Origin of the sequence: Caldivirga sp. MU80 (genome assembly GCF_001663375.1) — an archaeon.
Lineage (GTDB): Archaea > Thermoproteota > Thermoprotei > Thermoproteales > Thermocladiaceae > Caldivirga.
Genome location: NZ_LCTF01000002.1, coordinates 86,707 through 104,924, shown reverse-complemented (window position 1 = coordinate 104,924; position 18,218 = coordinate 86,707). Strand labels below are relative to the sequence as shown.

The 18,218-nt window shown below is 48.4% G+C and carries 21 protein-coding genes; 8 read left to right on the top strand and 13 right to left on the bottom strand.

What is annotated here, in order from left to right; genetic code table 11:
- Nucleotides 1-522 (bottom strand): hypothetical protein (locus tag AAX04_RS01120; RefSeq protein ID WP_156519629.1); only part of this gene is annotated, 522 nt, incomplete at its 3' end.
- 320 nt (nucleotides 523-842) lie between these two features.
- Here AAX04_RS01120 and AAX04_RS01115 point away from each other — a divergent pair.
- Both AAX04_RS01115 and AAX04_RS01110 read left to right on the top strand, forming a co-directional pair.
- Nucleotides 843-1,985, top strand: coding sequence for a hypothetical protein (locus AAX04_RS01115; RefSeq protein ID WP_066792911.1), 1,143 nt, complete (start codon nucleotides 843-845; stop codon nucleotides 1,983-1,985).
- Nucleotides 1,986-2,024: 39 nt separating this feature from the next.
- Nucleotides 2,025-2,519: an Lrp/AsnC family transcriptional regulator gene (locus AAX04_RS01110; RefSeq protein WP_084761123.1), complete on the top strand. Its 495-nt coding sequence runs from the start codon at nucleotides 2,025-2,027 to the stop codon at nucleotides 2,517-2,519.
- 2 nt (nucleotides 2,520-2,521) lie between these two features.
- Here the strand turns inward: AAX04_RS01110 and AAX04_RS01105 are convergent, their stop codons facing one another.
- Nucleotides 2,522-3,199 carry a hypothetical protein gene (locus AAX04_RS01105; RefSeq protein ID WP_066792907.1) on the bottom strand — a complete coding sequence of 226 codons (678 nt, stop codon included), beginning with the start codon at nucleotides 3,197-3,199 and terminating at the stop codon, nucleotides 2,522-2,524.
- 99 nt (nucleotides 3,200-3,298) lie between these two features.
- Between AAX04_RS01105 and AAX04_RS01100 the strand changes: the two genes are divergently transcribed.
- Nucleotides 3,299-3,556: a hypothetical protein gene (locus AAX04_RS01100; protein ID WP_066792905.1), complete on the top strand. Its 258-nt coding sequence runs from the start codon at nucleotides 3,299-3,301 to the stop codon at nucleotides 3,554-3,556.
- Here AAX04_RS01100 and cysS read toward each other — a convergent pair.
- Nucleotides 3,553-5,055 carry a cysteine--tRNA ligase gene (cysS, locus tag AAX04_RS01095; RefSeq protein WP_084761122.1) on the bottom strand — a complete coding sequence of 501 codons (1,503 nt, stop codon included), beginning with the start codon at nucleotides 5,053-5,055 and terminating at the stop codon, nucleotides 3,553-3,555. The two genes, AAX04_RS01100 and cysS, sit on opposite strands and share 4 nt — an antisense overlap.
- A gap of 111 nt (nucleotides 5,056-5,166) precedes the next feature.
- On the opposite strand from cysS, the gene AAX04_RS01090 reads away from it, so the two are divergent.
- From AAX04_RS01090 to AAX04_RS01080, 3 genes are all read left to right on the top strand, one after another.
- Nucleotides 5,167-5,592, top strand: a complete 426-nt coding sequence (locus AAX04_RS01090) for a YkgJ family cysteine cluster protein (RefSeq protein WP_084761121.1) — start codon at nucleotides 5,167-5,169, stop codon at nucleotides 5,590-5,592.
- Nucleotides 5,593-5,641: 49 nt separating this feature from the next.
- Nucleotides 5,642-6,616 (top strand): DUF2208 family protein, encoded by a 975-nt coding sequence (locus AAX04_RS01085; RefSeq protein ID WP_066792902.1) that lies wholly within the window; start codon nucleotides 5,642-5,644, stop codon nucleotides 6,614-6,616.
- Nucleotides 6,617-6,682: 66 nt separating this feature from the next.
- A complete protein-coding gene (locus tag AAX04_RS01080; RefSeq protein ID WP_084761126.1) occupies nucleotides 6,683-8,641 on the top strand; it encodes a DEAD/DEAH box helicase in 1,959 nt (652 codons plus the stop codon).
- Here AAX04_RS01080 and AAX04_RS01075 read toward each other — a convergent pair.
- The 3 genes from AAX04_RS01075 to AAX04_RS01065 are packed head-to-tail and all read right to left on the bottom strand — an operon-like array spanning nucleotide 8,635 to nucleotide 11,272.
- Nucleotides 8,635-9,009, bottom strand: a complete 375-nt coding sequence (locus tag AAX04_RS01075) for an MFS transporter (protein ID WP_066792898.1) — start codon at nucleotides 9,007-9,009, stop codon at nucleotides 8,635-8,637. The genes AAX04_RS01080 and AAX04_RS01075 overlap by 7 nt on opposite strands.
- Complete coding sequence (locus tag AAX04_RS01070; protein ID WP_066792896.1) at nucleotides 9,009-9,839, bottom strand: MFS transporter; 831 nt, start codon at nucleotides 9,837-9,839, stop codon at nucleotides 9,009-9,011. The genes AAX04_RS01075 and AAX04_RS01070 overlap by 1 nt, the downstream gene beginning before the upstream one ends.
- 59 nt (nucleotides 9,840-9,898) lie before the next feature.
- Nucleotides 9,899-11,272: an MmgE/PrpD family protein gene (locus tag AAX04_RS01065; RefSeq protein WP_066792895.1), complete on the bottom strand. Its 1,374-nt coding sequence runs from the start codon at nucleotides 11,270-11,272 to the stop codon at nucleotides 9,899-9,901.
- 138 nt (nucleotides 11,273-11,410) lie between these two features.
- Between AAX04_RS01065 and AAX04_RS01060 the strand changes: the two genes are divergently transcribed.
- Nucleotides 11,411-12,547 carry a radical SAM protein gene (locus AAX04_RS01060; protein ID WP_202904399.1) on the top strand — a complete coding sequence of 379 codons (1,137 nt, stop codon included), beginning with the start codon at nucleotides 11,411-11,413 and terminating at the stop codon, nucleotides 12,545-12,547.
- On the opposite strand, the gene AAX04_RS01055 is transcribed toward AAX04_RS01060, so the two are convergent.
- Nucleotides 12,499-14,010: a zinc ribbon domain-containing protein gene (locus AAX04_RS01055; RefSeq protein WP_066792893.1), complete on the bottom strand. Its 1,512-nt coding sequence runs from the start codon at nucleotides 14,008-14,010 to the stop codon at nucleotides 12,499-12,501. The genes AAX04_RS01060 and AAX04_RS01055 overlap by 49 nt on opposite strands.
- A gap of 34 nt (nucleotides 14,011-14,044) precedes the next feature.
- Complete coding sequence (locus tag AAX04_RS01050; RefSeq protein ID WP_066792891.1) at nucleotides 14,045-14,425, bottom strand: cupin domain-containing protein; 381 nt, start codon at nucleotides 14,423-14,425, stop codon at nucleotides 14,045-14,047.
- A 309-nt stretch (nucleotides 14,426-14,734) separates the two neighbouring features.
- Here AAX04_RS01050 and AAX04_RS01045 point away from each other — a divergent pair, with 309 nt between their 5' ends.
- Nucleotides 14,735-15,556, top strand: a complete 822-nt coding sequence (locus AAX04_RS01045) for an SDR family oxidoreductase (protein WP_066792889.1) — start codon at nucleotides 14,735-14,737, stop codon at nucleotides 15,554-15,556.
- On the opposite strand, the gene AAX04_RS11770 is transcribed toward AAX04_RS01045, so the two are convergent.
- The 5 genes from AAX04_RS11770 to AAX04_RS01025 all read right to left on the bottom strand — a co-directional run bounded on the left by AAX04_RS11770 (nucleotide 15,534) and on the right by AAX04_RS01025 (nucleotide 18,146).
- Nucleotides 15,534-15,749 (bottom strand): hypothetical protein, encoded by a 216-nt coding sequence (locus AAX04_RS11770; protein WP_156519628.1) that lies wholly within the window; start codon nucleotides 15,747-15,749, stop codon nucleotides 15,534-15,536. The genes AAX04_RS01045 and AAX04_RS11770 overlap by 23 nt on opposite strands.
- 354 nt (nucleotides 15,750-16,103) lie before the next feature.
- Nucleotides 16,104-16,661, bottom strand: coding sequence for an ATP-binding protein (locus tag AAX04_RS01040; protein ID WP_066792887.1), 558 nt, complete (start codon nucleotides 16,659-16,661; stop codon nucleotides 16,104-16,106).
- 98 nt (nucleotides 16,662-16,759) lie between these two features.
- Nucleotides 16,760-16,984, bottom strand: a complete 225-nt coding sequence (locus tag AAX04_RS01035) for a hypothetical protein (RefSeq protein WP_066792885.1) — start codon at nucleotides 16,982-16,984, stop codon at nucleotides 16,760-16,762.
- Between the two features lie 2 nt (nucleotides 16,985-16,986).
- Nucleotides 16,987-17,460 (bottom strand): AAA family ATPase, encoded by a 474-nt coding sequence (locus tag AAX04_RS01030; RefSeq protein ID WP_156519627.1) that lies wholly within the window; start codon nucleotides 17,458-17,460, stop codon nucleotides 16,987-16,989.
- 92 nt (nucleotides 17,461-17,552) lie between these two features.
- Entirely contained in the window at nucleotides 17,553-18,146 is a 594-nt protein-coding gene (locus tag AAX04_RS01025; protein WP_066792882.1) for a hypothetical protein, read from the bottom strand.
- Between the last annotated feature and the right edge of the window lie 72 nt (nucleotides 18,147-18,218).

Here is an 18,218-nt window from a genome sequence, read left to right as displayed (position 1 = left end):
CAACCGGATTAAATTCACGGTTTGAACCAGGACATCCACGCCCTTAATTACGGTAATGTTGTAATAATGATTATTCCCAAGATAAACACCAGTAACCCAGTTTACATCATAACCAAGGCAGGGAGTATTAAGTATATTATCAGAGGAAATACTAGCATTGAGCGGCAGTAAGAAGCCTGGTGGCACATAGGTATTGGAGCCGTCGACCTGGAGCTTAACCAATTGTAGTTTAACCATGATTGTGATAACCGTGCCATTAGGTAATAAGGTCTTTACATAGTATGTACGCCAAGAGTAACTAACTTTAACGTCGCCGGTTAACGATCCTTTCTCAAGTATAGCGCGTGGAGACACTACTATTGTTGTTAGACCAGATGGGGTTCTAATGCATATTTTAAATTCGCTGTATGGTTTAGCCATGATTACCACATTGGGCTTCGGAGTTACTAAGTACATTACTGCAAATGTGACTGCTATTACTGCAATTACGATTATGGCGATAATGAGGATAGTTCTCCTCATTGAGGAAATGTGTCCTCCACTTAATTTATAAGGTTTTATTGCAGTTGCCCAGGGAAACAACCTTATTAGCTGGGTTGGGTTACTTAATAAGGCGTTAGAGGTTTTACCCTCCCTGGCTAGTTCAGCTCTACTTAACTATGCCTTTACCTTAAAATGTTAGCTAGCCATTATGTGCATTGAGATATCCTTTAATGGCGTAGATTATGATTAACCAACTGGTCTATTACCTTCACTGACATGGAGCCTTCAATGGGTGAGTTGGGTAATACTTTAAGTTAATTATCACTTAGCTATTAAAGGGATTCTGCTCCTCCAGCTTAGTGAGCGTAGCCCAATGTGGTGAGCTGGTTAGGTTGATTGGGCAATACCCCTTTACCGGTATTGGCAGGAGGATTATTGAGAAGGCTAATGTTAAGGTCAGTGACCTAGCTGGTGAGGGGTTTAGGGGGATTGTTGAGGGGGCATTAAACATGCTTAACACCCTCATTAAGGAGGGGGAGGGGGCTAAACTCAGCCTCAACGCTGAGGATGCACCCATGGTTAGGTACATTGCCTATGCGCTGGCCGCGTCAATGGATAGGAGGGTTTGGAGGAGGATAGCCGACTCAGAGAGTAAGGTATTTTCAAGGGGTGTGGAGTCCATTAGCAGGGTCAGTGGGGTGAGTCTTGAGTGCATTAAGGGTCTGTTCAATGAACTTGGGTTGAGGGTAATAGGCGTCGGTGAATTAGCCTCAACGGTGGCTAGGAGGGTTGGGGGTGTTCAGGGTCAGGTGCTGATGCTTAAGCCCTTCCTCTACGCAATGCCCATTTGGGATTACCTAAGGAACAGCCCCAGGAATGACCCAAATTGGGTGTTGGGCACTAGGCCAATTATACACGGGTACGTGCTGCTAACTCAACACGATGCCTACAGGGTGCTTGAGGAGGCCGTTGAAAACAGGGTAATGGCCATGATTAATAGGTTTAATGCTAACATAGACCTATTCACCCCGCTCATAAACTCGGTTAGGGATAGGTTAAAGGCCATTGAGGGGGCGTCACCCCAGGTTAGGCACAGGCCAAGCGTTAGGGTGGCGCCGAGGGGTGACCCACCCTGCGTGACCGCTGTCCTAAACGAGCTTAAGGCTGGTGGTAACCCAAGCCACATGGCCAGGTTCACCCTAGCCACCTACCTCCTTCATAAATGCGTAGCCGAGGGTAAGGAGAGGGAGGAGTGCGTTGAGGAAGCCCTTGAACCCTTCAAGCATGCCGCTGATTATAACGAGAAGATAGCCAGGTACCAGGTGGAGCACCTGGCTGGGCTTAGGGGTGGTAAGAAGTTCTACATACCACCTTCATGCCAGGAATTGAATAGTCTAGGCCTATGCCCAACAAACCTAGGTTGCGGTGTCAAGAATCCCATCCAGTTCATACGCGGTTCGGCTAAGGTTGAGGGACAGGATGACCACTGGTCGTCTATGTGAAGCAATAACGTTAATTAATCTCCCAACCTAGGCTAGCTAATGATGGATGAGTTGGATGCCAGAATACTGGATTACCTACAGAGGAATGGGAGAATTACTGTCTCAAGGCTGGCAGAGGTGCTTAATAAGCCTAGGACAACGATAATGAGTAGGCTGGCTAGGCTTGAGTCGAGTAAAGCCATACTGGGCTACAAGGCTATCATAGACCCAGCCCAAATGGGTTACAACATACAGGCATACGTCCTACTAACCGTTAGGAGGGTACCTGGCGCTACTAAGCCTAGTCAAGTTGCCCTGGCCGAGAGGATAATATACGATTCAGATAATGAGAGGGACCTCCCGTGGGTTGAGGAGGCGCAGGTGGTGACTGGGCAATACGACATTGTACTTAAGGTTTGGGCCAGAGACCTTAGGCAACTCTCAAACTTCCTAATAAAGTACCTGCCAACCCACCCAGATGTCGTTAAGTCGGAGACCATGATTGTGCTTGAGAATGTGGCCACGTGGAGGGATAGGAACATGCCCATTAGGTGAAGTTAAACGAAGTACCTGGTTAACCCAATTAAGGCCTTATGATCCCCCGGTGTTGATAATAAAACACCCTCAACGCCAAGATCCCTCAACTCGGTGAATAGGCCCTTCAATTCATCCTCCTTGAAGTGGGGTTGATTAATCTTCCTGATGATGTCCACGTTGTTCTTAGTCTCAACTATGATGTAGGGTATTAGCTTACCTACCTCAAGACCCTTTAACTCATCCGGCCTACTTAACCTTAGGACTAGGTAAAAATCAGCTCCAACCCTCATCCTCTCCTCAATGAGTCCCCTACCATACCTCATGCTCAGCATTAACCCAACCCTAATACCCCTCACACTCCTCCTCAGAAGCCCCAGGGCCTCCTCGGAGGCTAGGTAACCTACATCCCTACCAACCCTCGGCTTATCACCCCTGGTTAAGGCTACGTCAGCGCTAATCAGGAGGGCACCCTGGGCTATTGAGATCAGGTGAAGTTCATTTATGTCAAGTAGCCTCTGGTTGACTATAATCCTCTTCTCATCGTAAACCCTCCTGATTAGGCATGCGGCCACCAATGGCAATGGCGCGGGGTTTCCGAAAGGTGAGTCTGGTATGTTGAAGCCGTCGTAACCCTCAAGGCTCCTCACTAGGCTTAAATTCCCACTAACCCTTGGATGCACCTCAGCGTAGTAATGCACAAACCACTTCTAGTAATACCAATTTAAATTGCTTCCCACCTACGGCCTCTAGGTTCCTAATGCAGAATGGATTATTAAGCAGCAATCCCCCTCAGGGTCGTGTCCAGCGGTGAGTTTGAGACCATTAGTAGGATTGTGGGTGAGGAGTTGAGTAGACTTAAACCTGGGGATAAGGTTAGGACCATTGAATTCGTTAATAAGGTTATGGAGGAGTATGGTAGGGGGGTTAAGTTGAGTGAGGATGATGAGGCCAGGTTGAGGCCCATGGTTGTTGACGTGCTTTGGGAGCTTCAGAGGAGAGGTGTTGTGAAATTCTCAGATGACCTACTGGTCTTTGAGAGGGTTCAGGGTGGTTAAGGTAGTTTAATCCTCCTCCTATCTACGAACCAATACGTCCTGCCACCGTAATCACCCAGCACAATACCCAACTTACCCAATTCATCCCTGATTAAGTCAGCGGCGTCGTAAAGTTTCCTCTCCCTCAAACTCTGCCTAACCCTGATTATGGTGTTTATTATGCTCACCAACGTTGGGTTAACCGTGACCTTGTTAAGAACCCCGAGGACCTGCCCCATGTAGGATAGCACGTTCAGCAACTGTGATATTGAGTACTTTGAAACCCTCTCAGGTTGGTAAACGACCCTGGAGTTTATGTAGTTGCTTAGGTTAACCAACTCCGATATTGCGGCTGGGGTGTTTAAGTCGTCATTCAGTGCATTCTCGAAGTTAACCATGAACCTGAAGGCCTCATTAACAACCTCATCATCACCTGAACCCCTCTCCGGGGCCTCATCCATGAGTTGGAGTAGGTAGTCATGGCTTGCGTAAATACCCCTGAGCACGTTTTCCATGGCCTCAATGCTGCTGAAGTTGAAGTCAATGGGTTTTCTGTAGTGGGTGTTGAGGAAGTAGAGCCTAATGGCCTCTGGGTCATATTTATTAAGCACATCCCCTATAGGTATTATGTTACCTAGCGACTTACTCATCTTCTCACCTTTAACATTAACCAACCCCACGTGTATCCAGTACCTGGCGAATAACCTAAGCCCATAGTAAACCTTGGCTATGGCTACCTCATTCTCGTGGTGTGGGAATACTAAGTCCTGGCCTCCTCCATGGAAGTCGAAGGGTACGCCGAGGTATTTGGATGACATCACCACGCACTCCAGGTGCCAACCAGGTCTACCAGGCCCCCATGGGCTATCCCACCAGGGTTCACCCGGCTTCCAGGACTTCCATAGGGCGAAATCCAGTGGATTCCTCTTACCGGGTTCCGGCTCAACCCTGGCCCCGGCCATTAACTCATCTATCTTTTGTCCTGAGAATTCGCCGTAGTTGGGCACCTTAGTTATGTCGAAGTAGACAGACCCATCCACAACGTAGGCGTCACCCCTTTTAACAAGTTCATCAATCCACTTGACCATGTCCTGCACGTTCTCGGTCACCTTGGGGTATGCGTAGGCCCTCTTCACGTACAACGCATCCATGTAGTCCAGGTACTTCTTAATGTACCTCGACGGCACCTCATACCAGCGGCTAACCAAGTCATTACCGTACTCCCTCCTAGCAACCTCAATGATCTTATCATCAATGTCTGTGAAGTTGGTGACAAGCCTAACGTTGACCCCAAGGTACTCTAGGTACCTCCTAAATAGGTCGAAGAACACAGCCACCCTTGCATGACCAACGTGGGCCTCATCATACGGTGTTAGGCCGCATACATAGCCCCTAGCCACCCCAGCCTTCATCAACCTGAACTGCTCAACGGTTTTAGTGGCCGTATTGAATATCCTTATGGGTAGGTCCACGGCCCCTATGTACCTATCCTTACTAATGGTTAACAAATCCTTCACCACCTAGTTCAGTTAACTTAGGTGTTATTAAAATTCTTCTCGCAAATCCCTAGAAATACCTCTCCTATCTCAATGGGCCTAAACTGCTTATTAAGGGCCTGCTTAGGGGTACTTGTGGCTAAATTCACATGTCTCCACTGCGACAACTGCTGCTTCTTTGAGCGTGAGGAGCAGGGTCCACTCGTATTCAGCGATGAGGCTAGGAGACTTAGGAGACTTGCCAGGGAGAGGGGAGTTGAGTTAACGTTCAAGGAAGTTAAGGTTAATGGGGTCACAATGTATAGGTGGGTTATATTGGGTTATTGCCCATTTTACGATAGGGAAAGTAAACTATGCACGATACACCCGGTTAAGCCGCTGGCTTGTAAAATGTACCCACTGCTCTACAACCCAAGGACTGGGGAGGTGGTTGTTTCGAAGGATTGCCCATGGGTTAATGAAGCCGTTGAGAATGGTGGAGTAAGCCTAAGCGACTTTCCGGATGAGGTTAAGGCGCTGCACAGGGTTGTGGTTAGGTTAACACCTGGCTTAAGGGATTAATAATTTGTGGAAAAGTTTAAAACGAGGCGAACCATATAGATGCTTAACCATGTCATACACCACAATGTCAAAGCCAATGATGTACCTGCTTTGGGTAGTTACCCCAGTTGCCTTCGCAGCCATCTTCGCCTGGGGCCAGGTCATTAGGAATTACTGGATATCCATAGGCCTCTTCATAGCCTACTTCATAATCATATTCGGCGCATCCATATTCATGGGCTATAAGTCCTATTCCAAGAATAGGAGTGAGAGTGAGCAGTACAGGAGGAGGCAGGCTTTGAGTAGGTTAACCGGTGAGGATATTAGGAAGGCCATGGAGAGGGACTATGAACTACCCAGGGAGTACTCAGCCCTAAGCAAGAAGATGTTCCTGAACCTGGGGATAATGCTAGCCTTGCTCATAGCAGTCCTAGTGGTTTACTCAGCCCTCTTCAACAGGATATCAGCCGCAATATCAATACTCCTAGGTAATTACCCATCAATGGCCCAATCTACGCTCGAGTTCCTCAGGTACTTCATAACCTACCTAATAATGTTCGGCATATGGTTCGCCGTGTTCTACGTGGTGGCTAAGTACACAGGCTTACCCTACCTAAGCCAAAGCACGTCAATGATGCAGAACATACCATACATACCCACCAAGGGTATTGCCTTCTACAAGGACGCCATCATTTTCGACGACCTCTACGTACTAAAGGCACCCCTTGACGCGGACAGTGTCACCGTGGATGAGAGGAGGAGGTTCGTTGAGATAACGCTTAAGAAGCCAACCAGCACCATACCGTACCGTAGGCTTAGGATATACGCCAGAGATCCGAGGGGGATTTGGGAGAAGTACGTAAGTAAGTACTTTGAAGCCCAGGTTAAGGTTGAGGAGGTTAAACGCACCGAGGCAGAGGTTGAGAAGCCGAGGGAGTATAGGTGCCCATACTGCGGTGCGCTGCTCAACGAGGACTGGGAGTACTGCCCCAAGTGCGGCAGGAAGATACCCTGGGACGAGTTGAGGAGGGCCTACGAGGCATAGCGCACTAATACTGGGCGAGTTTAGCCATAGGTTTATAACTTAGGCTTAGGCAATGGTTACCCAGTGGTGGAGTTTAAGGTAGACGTCAACGGCGTTTTGATTAAGAGGCAGTGGAGCTGGGGCACGGTGGTTAAGGTTAAGGACGAGTTGAAGAGGATGGGGTTCAGGTGGGATAGCGGTAGCACCACCTGGGTTGGCAGGCTAAGCAAGGTAAGTGACCTTGAGAGGTTAAGGGAACTGCTCAGGTTAAGCGCAAGGGAGTATGAAACCCTCATTCAACCACTACTCAAGGCCTCGGTCAAGGTCCCAAAGGTCCCCGAGGAGTTTAGGCAATGCTCAATGGGGAACAGGGTTAACCTACCATGCGTGGTTAGGTTAATAATGGAGGGTGGTTACGTTGAGGCTGATTCCTTCGAAGAGTACGTGGGTAAGCTCATAGCTAACGCCCTTGAGAAACTTGGGGTTAAGGATGAAGCCGCCGCTGAGGAGGCTAGGAGGATACTGCTAAGCGACTATTCACTGAAGGAGACCTATGGGAGGCGCATTGAGTGGAGACTGGCCATACTGGGGAATGGTAAGGTAACCCTGAACTTCCTCGCTAAGGGGCTTATGAGTAGCCTTAGGGAAATTAGAGTACCCTACAACACGGTTGATAGGAAGGGCAACATAAATAGGTACGAGATACCAGTCATAGGTAGAGGTGATGTCTACAGAGAGGGAGATAAGTGGGTAATTAGGTTCCCAGTCTTCGAGAAACAGACCATCGCCTCACTGCTCAGGAAACTGGGCTACGTGGTTAAGGAAGTTGAGTGGAGGCCTAGGCAGATTAAGGTCCCTAAGGATGACGTCACCCTCCTCGACTTCCAGAAGCATGCATTAGATGCCTGGGTCAAGAATGGCTACAGGGGGACTGTGGTAATACCCACCGGTGGTGGGAAGACTTACATAGCCCTGAAGGCCATGGCCACCGTCAAGGCCCCCGCAATAGTCCTAGTGGTCACCGAGGAGTTGATGAACCAGTGGTATGAGAGGATTAGAAGGATGCTTGGGGTTGAGGCTGGTAGGCTAGGTGGGGGCTTTGATGATGTTAGGGATGTTACCGTGGCCATATACAACTCGGCAGTTAAGAAAATAGACGAGATTAGGGATAGGTTCGACCTAGCCGTATTCGACGAGTGCCACCACGTACCGGCAGAGACCTTTAAGAACGTGGCCTTTAAGTTAACTGCACCCTACAGGCTAGCCCTATCAGCCACACCAACCAGGAAGGATGGCAACGAGGAGTTGATTTACCTAACCAGCGGTGGCATTGTGCATAAGGTCACCTACCTGGATATGGTCCATGCAGGCCTTGTGGTACCCATTAGGCACTTCAGGGTTTACGTGAAGCTTAGCGAGGAGGAGCTTAAGGAGTATAGGTCGATTGGGGAGGATAACGCAATAATGCTCAGGAACACGGCAGCCCAGGCTAAGGCTAAGGTACCCGTGGCTGTTCAACTGGCTAAGCTTGAGCAGTCACTGGGCAGTAAGGTCATAGTCTTCACCCAGTACATTGAGCAGGCTGAGGAGATTTACGAGGAGCTTAAGAGGGAGCTTGGGGCTAAGGTGGCTTTGATAACGTCCAAGACCAGCAATAGGGATGAGATATTTGAGAGGTTTAGACTAGGCAACATTAAGGTCCTCGTAACCACCACAGTACTGGATGAGGGAATCGACGTCCCTGATGCGGACGTGGCCATAGTGGTTTCTGGAACCGGCTCACCTAGGCAAATGATACAGAGGGTTGGGCGTGTGGTTAGGCAGACTGAGGGTAAGGTTGAGGCTAGGGTTTATGAGGTCGTGGCTAAGGGAACTATTGAGGAGGCCCTAAGCAACGAAAGGCACCCTGACGATGAGGTTTACGAGAAGGAGTGTAGGAAGTATGATGAGAAGGACCTGGCATTGCTGTTAAATAGGGTTAAGGCAATAGTAAGTAAGCTTAGGGAGCAGGGAAGCATGCTTAGGTACGTTAAGGGTAGTCAATAGTACTCACGCTCCAGCTCATCAATACCCTTACCCTCACTGCGCGGCGCAATTAATGGGCATGTTAAGGCCAGTGGGGTCATTAAAACCGCCAGTAGCGCAAAGACCCCAGCCAACCTTATTGAAAGAAGAAGCATCGGCAGTATTAACGTGCTTACGTAGCCGCCTAACCTACCCATTGAGAATGCAACTCCACTTGACGTACCCCTGAGTAGTGTTGGAAATAGCTCAGCTGAGTATACGCTATTCACCACGTAACCCACGCCACCTAGGATCCATAATACCACCAGTGTTAGCGAGATCCATAATGGATTCCTTAATAGGAAGATTGAGGCATAGAGCAGGGCGGCCTCACCCACCGTCGCTGGCATTAGCAATATCCTCCTACCAATCTATCACAGTACCTTAAAACCATTAATCCACCGGCCACGAAGCCAAGCCACTGGGCGCCACCAATTAAAAGGGCGTAGGCTTTACTCAACCCCATGGTTGATACCATTATTGACGGCGTATAATTAGCGAATATAGCCAGTATGAAGGTCCAGGCGAAGAGGGACGCTGACGTGAAGGCTAACATTAATGCGTACCTACCTCTGTTCCTAATCCTAACCTCTACCTCACTCCTCTTAACCTTCCAAACCCAACTCTCGCTGATCTCCCTCCTCAACACAAGGGTAACCAGGGGTGGTATGGCGCCCAAGCCAAATAATGGCCTCCACGCTATGTTACTGAGGGAGAGTAGAGGTAGGGCCACTAGGGCCGCGGATGCTCCCCCAAGCCCCCACAGTATACTTTGGATGGCCAATAAACCACCCCTCTTTCTACTATCTGATAGCTCAGCCACTAAGGCTAGTCCTGACGGTATGTCACCGCCTATACCCATCCCCACCATTAGCCTACCTGCTATTAGCACTAGTATTGAGGGGGCTAGGGCACTGATCATTGAGCCTAGGAGGAAGAAGAGAAGTACGTTTAGGAATATTACCCTCCTACCCAGTAAGTCAGCTAACCTACCGAAGGCCACTGCACCTATTATCGAGCCCAGGAAGGGGGCCGATATTATCAAACCTTCGGCACCCGCCGTTAGCCTGAAGTAATGGCTTAGGGATAGTAGCGCCGAGCCACCTAGCAGTAGTGCGAAGCCGTCTGAGAATCCTCCCATGCCGGCCAGCACCGCAATGTAGGTATCCTTACTCACCATAGCTTGAGCTTTTAGGAATATAGTTTAAAGACTCAACCACTGCGGCTAAAAATGCATCCTCATATGAGGAGTGCCTTAATGAGCGTGTTCGCATCCTTAAGCTCCTCAAGGCTCCAAACCATCTTAGCCACTTCATCCTGCTGCCTCTTGGTGAGAAGACCAGTGGTTAACCTCCTGAATTTATCCTCAACCTCACCATCACTCATGGGGTTCATGGGATGGCCCTTTGGGTAATCAACCCTAGCCTCAGCTTCCCTACCACCTCTAAGCTTAACCGTAACCACCGTTGGTGTCGCCTGGGGGTAGAGCTTATCCAACTCTGGGTCAACCTCAACCCTAGTCCTCTTTATTAGGCCTAGGACCCTTGGATCCCTAATCCTACCTGGCTCATAGTGGTTTAACCATAGGTCACCGTTAACTAGGGCCGTTGCGACCGCCCACATTAGGCTGTGGTCAGCGGTCTCCTTGGTCCTTGGATCCCATTTCTCAGGATCCTTAACAATAATGTCGTAGGCGGCCTTAAACGTCCTAATGTTGATCAGCTCCACTTCATTAGGGTCTGTTAACCCTAACTCGCCCCTAATCCTCAACGCCGCCTCCACGGCGGATTGAGCATGGTACTCGACAGGGTAGGGCTTAATGTAGGTCCTCAGTATTGCCGAGGGCTTAGCCAGGTTCTCAAGATCCTTAATGGGGCCGTAGTCAAACTCCCCACCGAGGAGCTGCCTAATGAACCCCATCTCCCCCTCCATGGGCTTATCAGGCCCTGTTAAACCATGCGCCGCAGCTATTACTGAGAAGACCGCGTTCCTGGCTTGATTAGCCGTGGTTGCCGCCTTCCAGTGGGATAATTCACCAACCCTACTCTGCCTAGTTGATAGGTGGGAGGTTGTGTGTATGGCCATGGCATTTATGAACTGTTCCCTACCAACCCTCATTAACTTACCAGTAACCAGGAGGTGCCCAATGCCCGTGTAGTTAACGTGATCCCACCCGTGAGCCCTAAGTGAAGCTGAGTCGCACAACCTAACCCCAACCTCATAGCCAATGGCTAAAGCCGTCACCAAGTCCCTACCACCTGACCCAGAGTATGAACCCACGGCTAAGGCGGTACCCACCATGTCGGAGGGGTGTAGGGGCTCCCTGGATAGGTAGGTATCGTTGAAGTCGAGGTACCTAACCATGAGTGTATCTATGAAGGCGGCCCAGTCTACTGTAGTTGATTGACTGGAGCCTATTATGGGTACGGAGCCCTTGAAGCCCAATGCAGCTGACCTAGCGTACTTAACTGGCTCAGCAGTGTACGAGGCAAGGGCTACGCCGAGGCTATCAAGCACCCTCCTCTTAACCTCATTGACTACGTTAATGGGTAAGTCATCGAACTTAATGTTTATGGCGTAATCCACGAAAACCTCCGACAAATCCCTAGGCATAGGTTAATAGTTGACGGGGCTTTATAACAATAACCATGCCTAATTCACCGAAGGCATGGCTTGTTAATGAAGCAATGAGGTGAGGATTAGCAGCAAGGGTAATTAAGGGCCTCCCAGTTTATATGGCCTAGAGGTATCATGAATAGGCTGAATATAAGCATATGGCGCCTATATAGGCCGGATGCCGTAGTGGCCTTTGACAATCCTTTGATTAGGAATAGGCTAAGCTGGTACTACGTAGTCATGAATGACCAAGCCCCCGCTAAATTCCACATAGCAGCCAGGCTCGAGGTTAATGAGGACTACAGGTCGATGAGTACCGAGGAGTTGTGGAGACTCCACGATAAGGTGGGTGAGGAGTTTGATAAGGCCTGGGGTGAGCAGAGGGTTAAGCCAAGGTCAAGCATTATTAAGTCCAGTTTACCCAAGTCGTCATTCTTAGATGTTAAGATCGAGCTTGTCAGTAGGATCATTAGGAACTGCAACTTATGCGAGAGGAGGTGTGGCATAGATAGAACTAAAGGTAAGGGAGCCTGTATGCTTGATCGGAGGTCTAGAGTTGCATCATACTTCATACACATAGGTGAAGAAGCATCACTAGTGCCCAGCGGAACAATATTCTTCACAGGGTGTAACCTGAGGTGCGTCTACTGCCAGAATTGGGATATTTCACAGAGGCCAGAGAACGGGATTGAGGTTGATGAAGCCGACTTGGCCTCAATGCAAATTGAGCTTAGGGCCTCCGAGGCCAGAAACATCAACTGGGTTGGGGGTGAACCAACCCCAAACCTACACGTAATAATACCATCCCTGAGGATACTGGCTGAGAAGGGCATCAATGTACCTCAACTTTGGAACAGTAACCTATACCTAACCCCCGAAGGCATGAGACTCATCATTCACCTAATGGACATTTGGCTACCGGACTTCAAGTATGGCAATGACCAATGCGCATTAAGGTACTCAGTAGCACCTAGGTACGTTGAGGTTGTGTCGAGGAATCTAAAGATGATTTGTGATAGGGACGAGGACATTATAATAAGGCACCTGGTCCTGCCTGGGCATGTTGAGTGCTGCACCAGGCCAGTACTAAGGTGGATAGCGCACAATTGCCCAAGGGCCATAGTAAATGTGATGGATCAGTATCACCCAGACTACCTAGTCCCAAGGCTAAGTAGGTACAGGGAATTGAATAGGAGGGTTACTGAGGAGGAGATGAGGAGGGCTTACGAGTATGCCAGGGAACTAGGCATACTGACCTCCTCCCCGTCCTGAGGGGTGGGTGTTGCCTTAAAACGGGGAGGTTTCCTTGCCCAGTCTTCATTGGCTTCTCCGGCTGGGTTCATGGGGCTGCCCCGGGCCAGCACTGCGGGGCTTTGTTCAAAGCTGGCCTTGAATTCCTTGAGTGTGGCGTGTATGTACTTCACGATTTCGTACGGAACAAGTGGGTTTGATTTTCCTTCGTGCTTTCTCCAGTTCATGTTCTTGCTCAGACTCTTCAAGTCCCACCATACGCCTTTTGTCCACGCTTCTGGTGTTAGCTTCCAAGCCATGTTCATGACTGAGGCATGATCCCTATCCACGAGGTGCCCAAATGGGCATTTTAGGGTGTGCCAGTCGTTGGTCTCCCCAAGCCTTGTGAAGTGTATCGGGCAAACCCTACTGTTCCTGTAGGATGATACGTGGAATATCCTTGAACCCCTCTCCAAGGCCTTATCCTCAACCGCCTTCTCAATGCTCTTGAACGGCGTCTGCTTAATCCTATGCCTTAACTCATCCTTCTCAATTTCATTAATCATCGATTCCTGCGGATTTTCGCCAAGCTCCTCTGTTACAATGATTGCCGGTGTTTTTGTTAATTCATTAGCGATTTGCCTAACCCTACCAACCTTCCTACCCCTCTCCCTCAACCTCTTAACACGCTTCCTAAACTCCCTGGTGTTCATTATGTTCACGTACTTACCGTTTGGTAATGCATACAGTGGCTTGAGCCTATCGATAATCATATTCCTAGTCTTTTCATACCTCTTGGCTAGTTTACCGAAGTCTGTCCTTATTTCATACAATTGTGGCGTTACGTATTGCCTGTTCCAATTAACCACCATACCAACTGTAGATGCTAAGTCGATTTTACCAACAGCCACGGTGTTCTCGTTGATGTCGAATGAAACAATTGATTTTGGCTCTTCCTCCCTGGGCTTCAACTCGAAGATGAATACTGCGTACCACTTATTCAACCTACGCCTAATAATCAGCGTTGATGCTAATTCTGCTTCCCCATTCAACACTTTCCACCAGTAAAGCCAGAAACGTTTATGTGGTCTGAGCCAAACCTCCCTTCTCTCGCCAAGTAACGATAGATTAAGCCTGACTGGGGCTATTGATTTAACGAACTGTTCATAACTCCATGCCTGCTCTGTAAACCTAATCGACACAGCCTTAACCTCTGGGTAGGGCTTGTCCACCAAGCCCTTCCTCCTCCTCTCCATGAATGACTTGGCGATCTCTGCGGCTTGTCTAATTGCTTGAATTATTAAATGTGCATGCAAGCCCTGGTACTCACTCCTATACTTGCTGTAGAACAACCTCTGAAGTTGTGTTGCACTCGTAACATTGTTCACAACAGCGTACTCAACAACCTCACGAACAATGTTAAGGTACATGGTTTCAACGGAGTAGAGTAGCTTATTGAGTTCTCTAGTGACCTCAAGCTCAACAGCAACAGCCCTACACAACATCCGCAACAAAAACAAACAACCAGACTTAAAAACCTTACCCCGCCCCTAGAAGGGGCTTCAGGGTCATGTCATCCTCATACGATATCACGCATATGAACTCCGCATCCTCATTACCAATGTTCTCAATGGAGTGTGGTTCATAGGGGCCTGTGAAGAAGAAGTCCCCAGGTCCAAGCTCATAGGTGACGCCATCCCCCTTAACCCTAAGCTTACCCTTGAGTATAACCACGGCCTCGGTGTACTTGTGGTTGTGAAGGGGCATGTAGCCGTTGGGCTTAACCACAAACCTCCTAACGGCGTATTTAAATGAACCATTATCCTTAGTCACCAGCCACTGCACGTAAAAGCCCCTAGTCCCCTTAAGTATACTTGACACGTCCTGCTGGGGAACATTACTTACATTGCCCACGTACATAGCAGGGACTTAGCATCCTTCTTATTTAAGCATTAATTCAAGTTCTAATTTAACATTTAACTCTTGAAGGAAATCATGATCCCGGAGTTGTTGGCTGCATTTAAATTCGATTACCCATTCCTTGGCAACTTGAAATTTGAATTTTCACGGAAACTTGGTGATTAAGAGAGGGATGAGTAACGCTAATCTTAGCGCATGTGAGCATCTTTTATTAATGATGAAATTGCTTGTAGGTATCTCATTAACCTATGTTAAGTAACCATGCTTAATGTTTAAATTTCCTTTCCCCTCTACTTAGCCGAACCTGCGATGGGTAGAGTTGCCTTGGTTACTGGCGCATCCTCAGGCCTTGGTAAGGGATTGGCTAGGGAATTAGCAGTTAAGGGCTATGACCTAGTTCTCGTGGGTAGGAGGAGAGAGACCCTAGAGGAACTGGCCGGTGAACTGAAGGGTAAGTATAATGTGGATGCCTGGGCCATTGACCAAGACCTATCTGACCTGGGCAAGATAAGTGAACTAGTGGGTAAGGTGAAGAACCTTGGGGTTAAGGTCAATGTGCTTGTCAATAACGCAGGCATGGGTATTTATGGGCCGTTGAGTGAGCTTAATGAGACGGATATTGTAAGGGTAGTGAACTTAAACTACATTGCCCCAATACTTCTCATTAAGGGTTTCCTGGGTGATTTAGCCGGTGAGAGGGGTTGCGTGGTTAATGTAACTAGCCTTGCAGCCCACATACCAGTACCTTGGTTTGGAATCTACACTTCAACCAAGGCCGCCTTGGCTAACATAACTGATGCATTAAGGATTGAGCTTAAGCCGCTTGGCATTAGGGTAATTGGCGTTTACCCAGGCTACATGAGGACGAACTTCCACAACAACACCATAGTCAGCCCAACGGCTTTAAGGGCTAGGGAGGGTCCCATGGGGCCGGTGATGGATCCAACCTACGTGGCTAGGAGGATTGCTGAGAAGATAGATGACCCAAACTTTAACGGTGATGTTGTGCCAGGCTTCACCTACCGCGTGGCCGGTTCACTCATTAGGCCACTTTACCCACTAATCAGGCGTTACGTCGATAGGTGGTTTAATAGAAGGTATAGGGAAATTATGGGCAGCATGCAGGTATAGAGGTAAATATTTTTAACTTTGTTAATAACCTATATGCCTCTATTAATGCCGCTATTATTGATAGGGACTGCATGGCCAGTCCCGTGTAGTCCACAATGACTTTAGCTATTGAACCACCCACGGAGTAGTAGATTATAAGGATTTGGGTACTGGATGAACACTTCAACGAGGGATAGGCAATTACCAACAACATTACCCACGATTAATGAGGGATTGATATGCTATGTGAAACCAATTATATGTAATGCATTGGTGTTAAGTCCTTAAGTCTTTATTCTGATAATACATCTAAAGGTAAAGTTTAACCACCTAAGTATAGGAGCCGCCTAACATTATTTTTACTTCATTCAATCCTACTAGTATTAATGTGTATAAGAGATCTAAGGATATGGCTAAGACCATGCCCACCGCTAAACCTCTTCAAATTTAAAGAAACACCATCAGATTAACTTCAGGTATCCCCTGGTACTTGACATCAAAATTAGTATTACTCACATCTATACAATTGAAGGATATTGTTTTAAACATATGCATGAGTCTAATTAAACTATGTACTGGGATTCATCAACCACATCCACAGTGGGGTTATGGCGACCCTGAGGCCCTCAACCTCCACTTCACTCTCAAGGTCCCAGCTTATGATCCTAAGTTTACCACCACCCAGCGCCTGCCTAGCCTTCAGTAAGGCCCTCAACTCCCTCCTATCCACCTCATCCATGGCTGAGGCATAGGTTACTTGAATCAACTCCCTAGGCTCAGTCTCAACAACGAAGTCATCCTCGTAATCGCCGTTCTTAAAGTATGAGTAGGCTAACCCCCTCCTCATCAATTCAACCGCAACAGCACACTCCATCATACTCCCCATTGACTTCCTCCTGAAGTAGGCCGTATCTATTGGGAAAACCTTCCTAGGCTGTTGGATGCTGGCCTTCCTGGAAAACCCAAATCGCCTAATGAGTATTGCATAGTATGATTCCTCGAGGCACCTTAGGTAATTGGCTAGGGTCCTCTTACTCTTCCTAACGCCGAGACTCTTGAAGTAGTTACTTAGCCTCGTTATTGACAGGCATGCCAAGCTTCGCCCTTCAGGGCGGGGTTGCCCCACTACGTGGGATAGGTTTATAAACATTAGCAACCCCCAAAGAGGGGGTAACGCTCGAGACCCCCAGCGTGAAACCCCACCTCAAAGAGGCGGGGAGGGGGTCATACGTATTTGCCGAAGCTATCCTCAACTAGCTCAAGGAACGTCTCGAAGAATGATGCATCCCTTATACGGTATCTGTCGATTACATCCCTGTAAACTATGGTCTGCCTATAAGCCTTAACCAATTCACCGGCTAGTTCAGGCTTAAGCACCACCTCTGGTAATGCGCCATTGAGTACGTAGTCCCTTAAGTGGCTTAGTAATTCTCCATGCCTTTCAGGCACCCTTAGGTAATCGGTTTGAAAACCCTAACCCTAAGGAACTCCCTAAAGGAGAAGGGTAGAACCAACCTCTCAATGTACCTACCCCTAAGCTCCGTGGAGACTTCACTAGCCCTAAGCCTAGACGAGGAGCCTGAAACAACAACTAGGTACCTACCCCTGTTGAGAAGTGTCCTAACCCAACGACCCCACTCATGTATGTTCTGAACCTCGTCAAGTAGTAGTACCACTCTGCCGTTCCAAGCCTTAGCCTCCTCATTAATAACCTTAATGAATGAGTCAAAGTCCGAGGGCCTAATGCCCATTAACCTAACATCCTCAAAGTCCAGATACACTATACTCCTATGTGGCCAACCCCTGTTTACCAGGTCCCGCGCTATCCAGTACATGAAGTACGTCTTACCAGCCCTCCTAGGGCCAACTAGGGCTAGTGTCCCTGGGCAGGACCGTGGGTATGTTGAAGGCAAACCACTCCTCAATGACCTCCCTAAGCAAACCCTCAAACCCCACGGTAAGTATAGGAAACAGATTTATGAGGAAGCTGTTTCCTATAGGAAACAGACCTAAGGCCCTACACCTCAAGTCTCAGTCTATTCGTGAGTTGCGTTAACTCATTGATAACCCTGTTAAGCACAGGCTCACCAATGGTCCTCAATGTGCCTAGGCTTGGTGGGCTTAGGCAGTTCTTAAACTCAAGCGGTGTCTCAATGCCCATGCTCATGAGGCAGTGGCTCATCCTGTACCAGTTGCTTGAACCATCTAAGCCGCACCTTAACGCCGCCAGTAGGAACATTAACTCCTTAAGCGACTTACAAACCATGACCTCATCATCACTGTTCCTGAAGGTTAAGACCCTCTCCCCAATCTTACCTACCTCATTCCTCACGGCCTCATTAACATCAATGTGAAGCGGCTTACCGTGGACCAGTAACCCAGTCTCAACAACGTAGGCGAAGAACAACGTGTTTCGTGGCTTCTTAAAGACCTGCAGGTCAACACCACTTAGGTTCGGTAGCTCAACTGGTGGGTTATTGGTGAACACTGCCACGTCCACGTCACCACCACTACAGTCAAGGGAACCACCGTACACGTATATCGCATGCGCATTCCTAAACAGGTTAATAACCCTACCAATTAACTCACCAGGCACGCAACCCCTAGCCATACTGTTTAACCGCCTAGGAGGCGCAAAGGTTTATTAGCATTTAGGGTACCCTAATTATTTTGGGTACCCTAA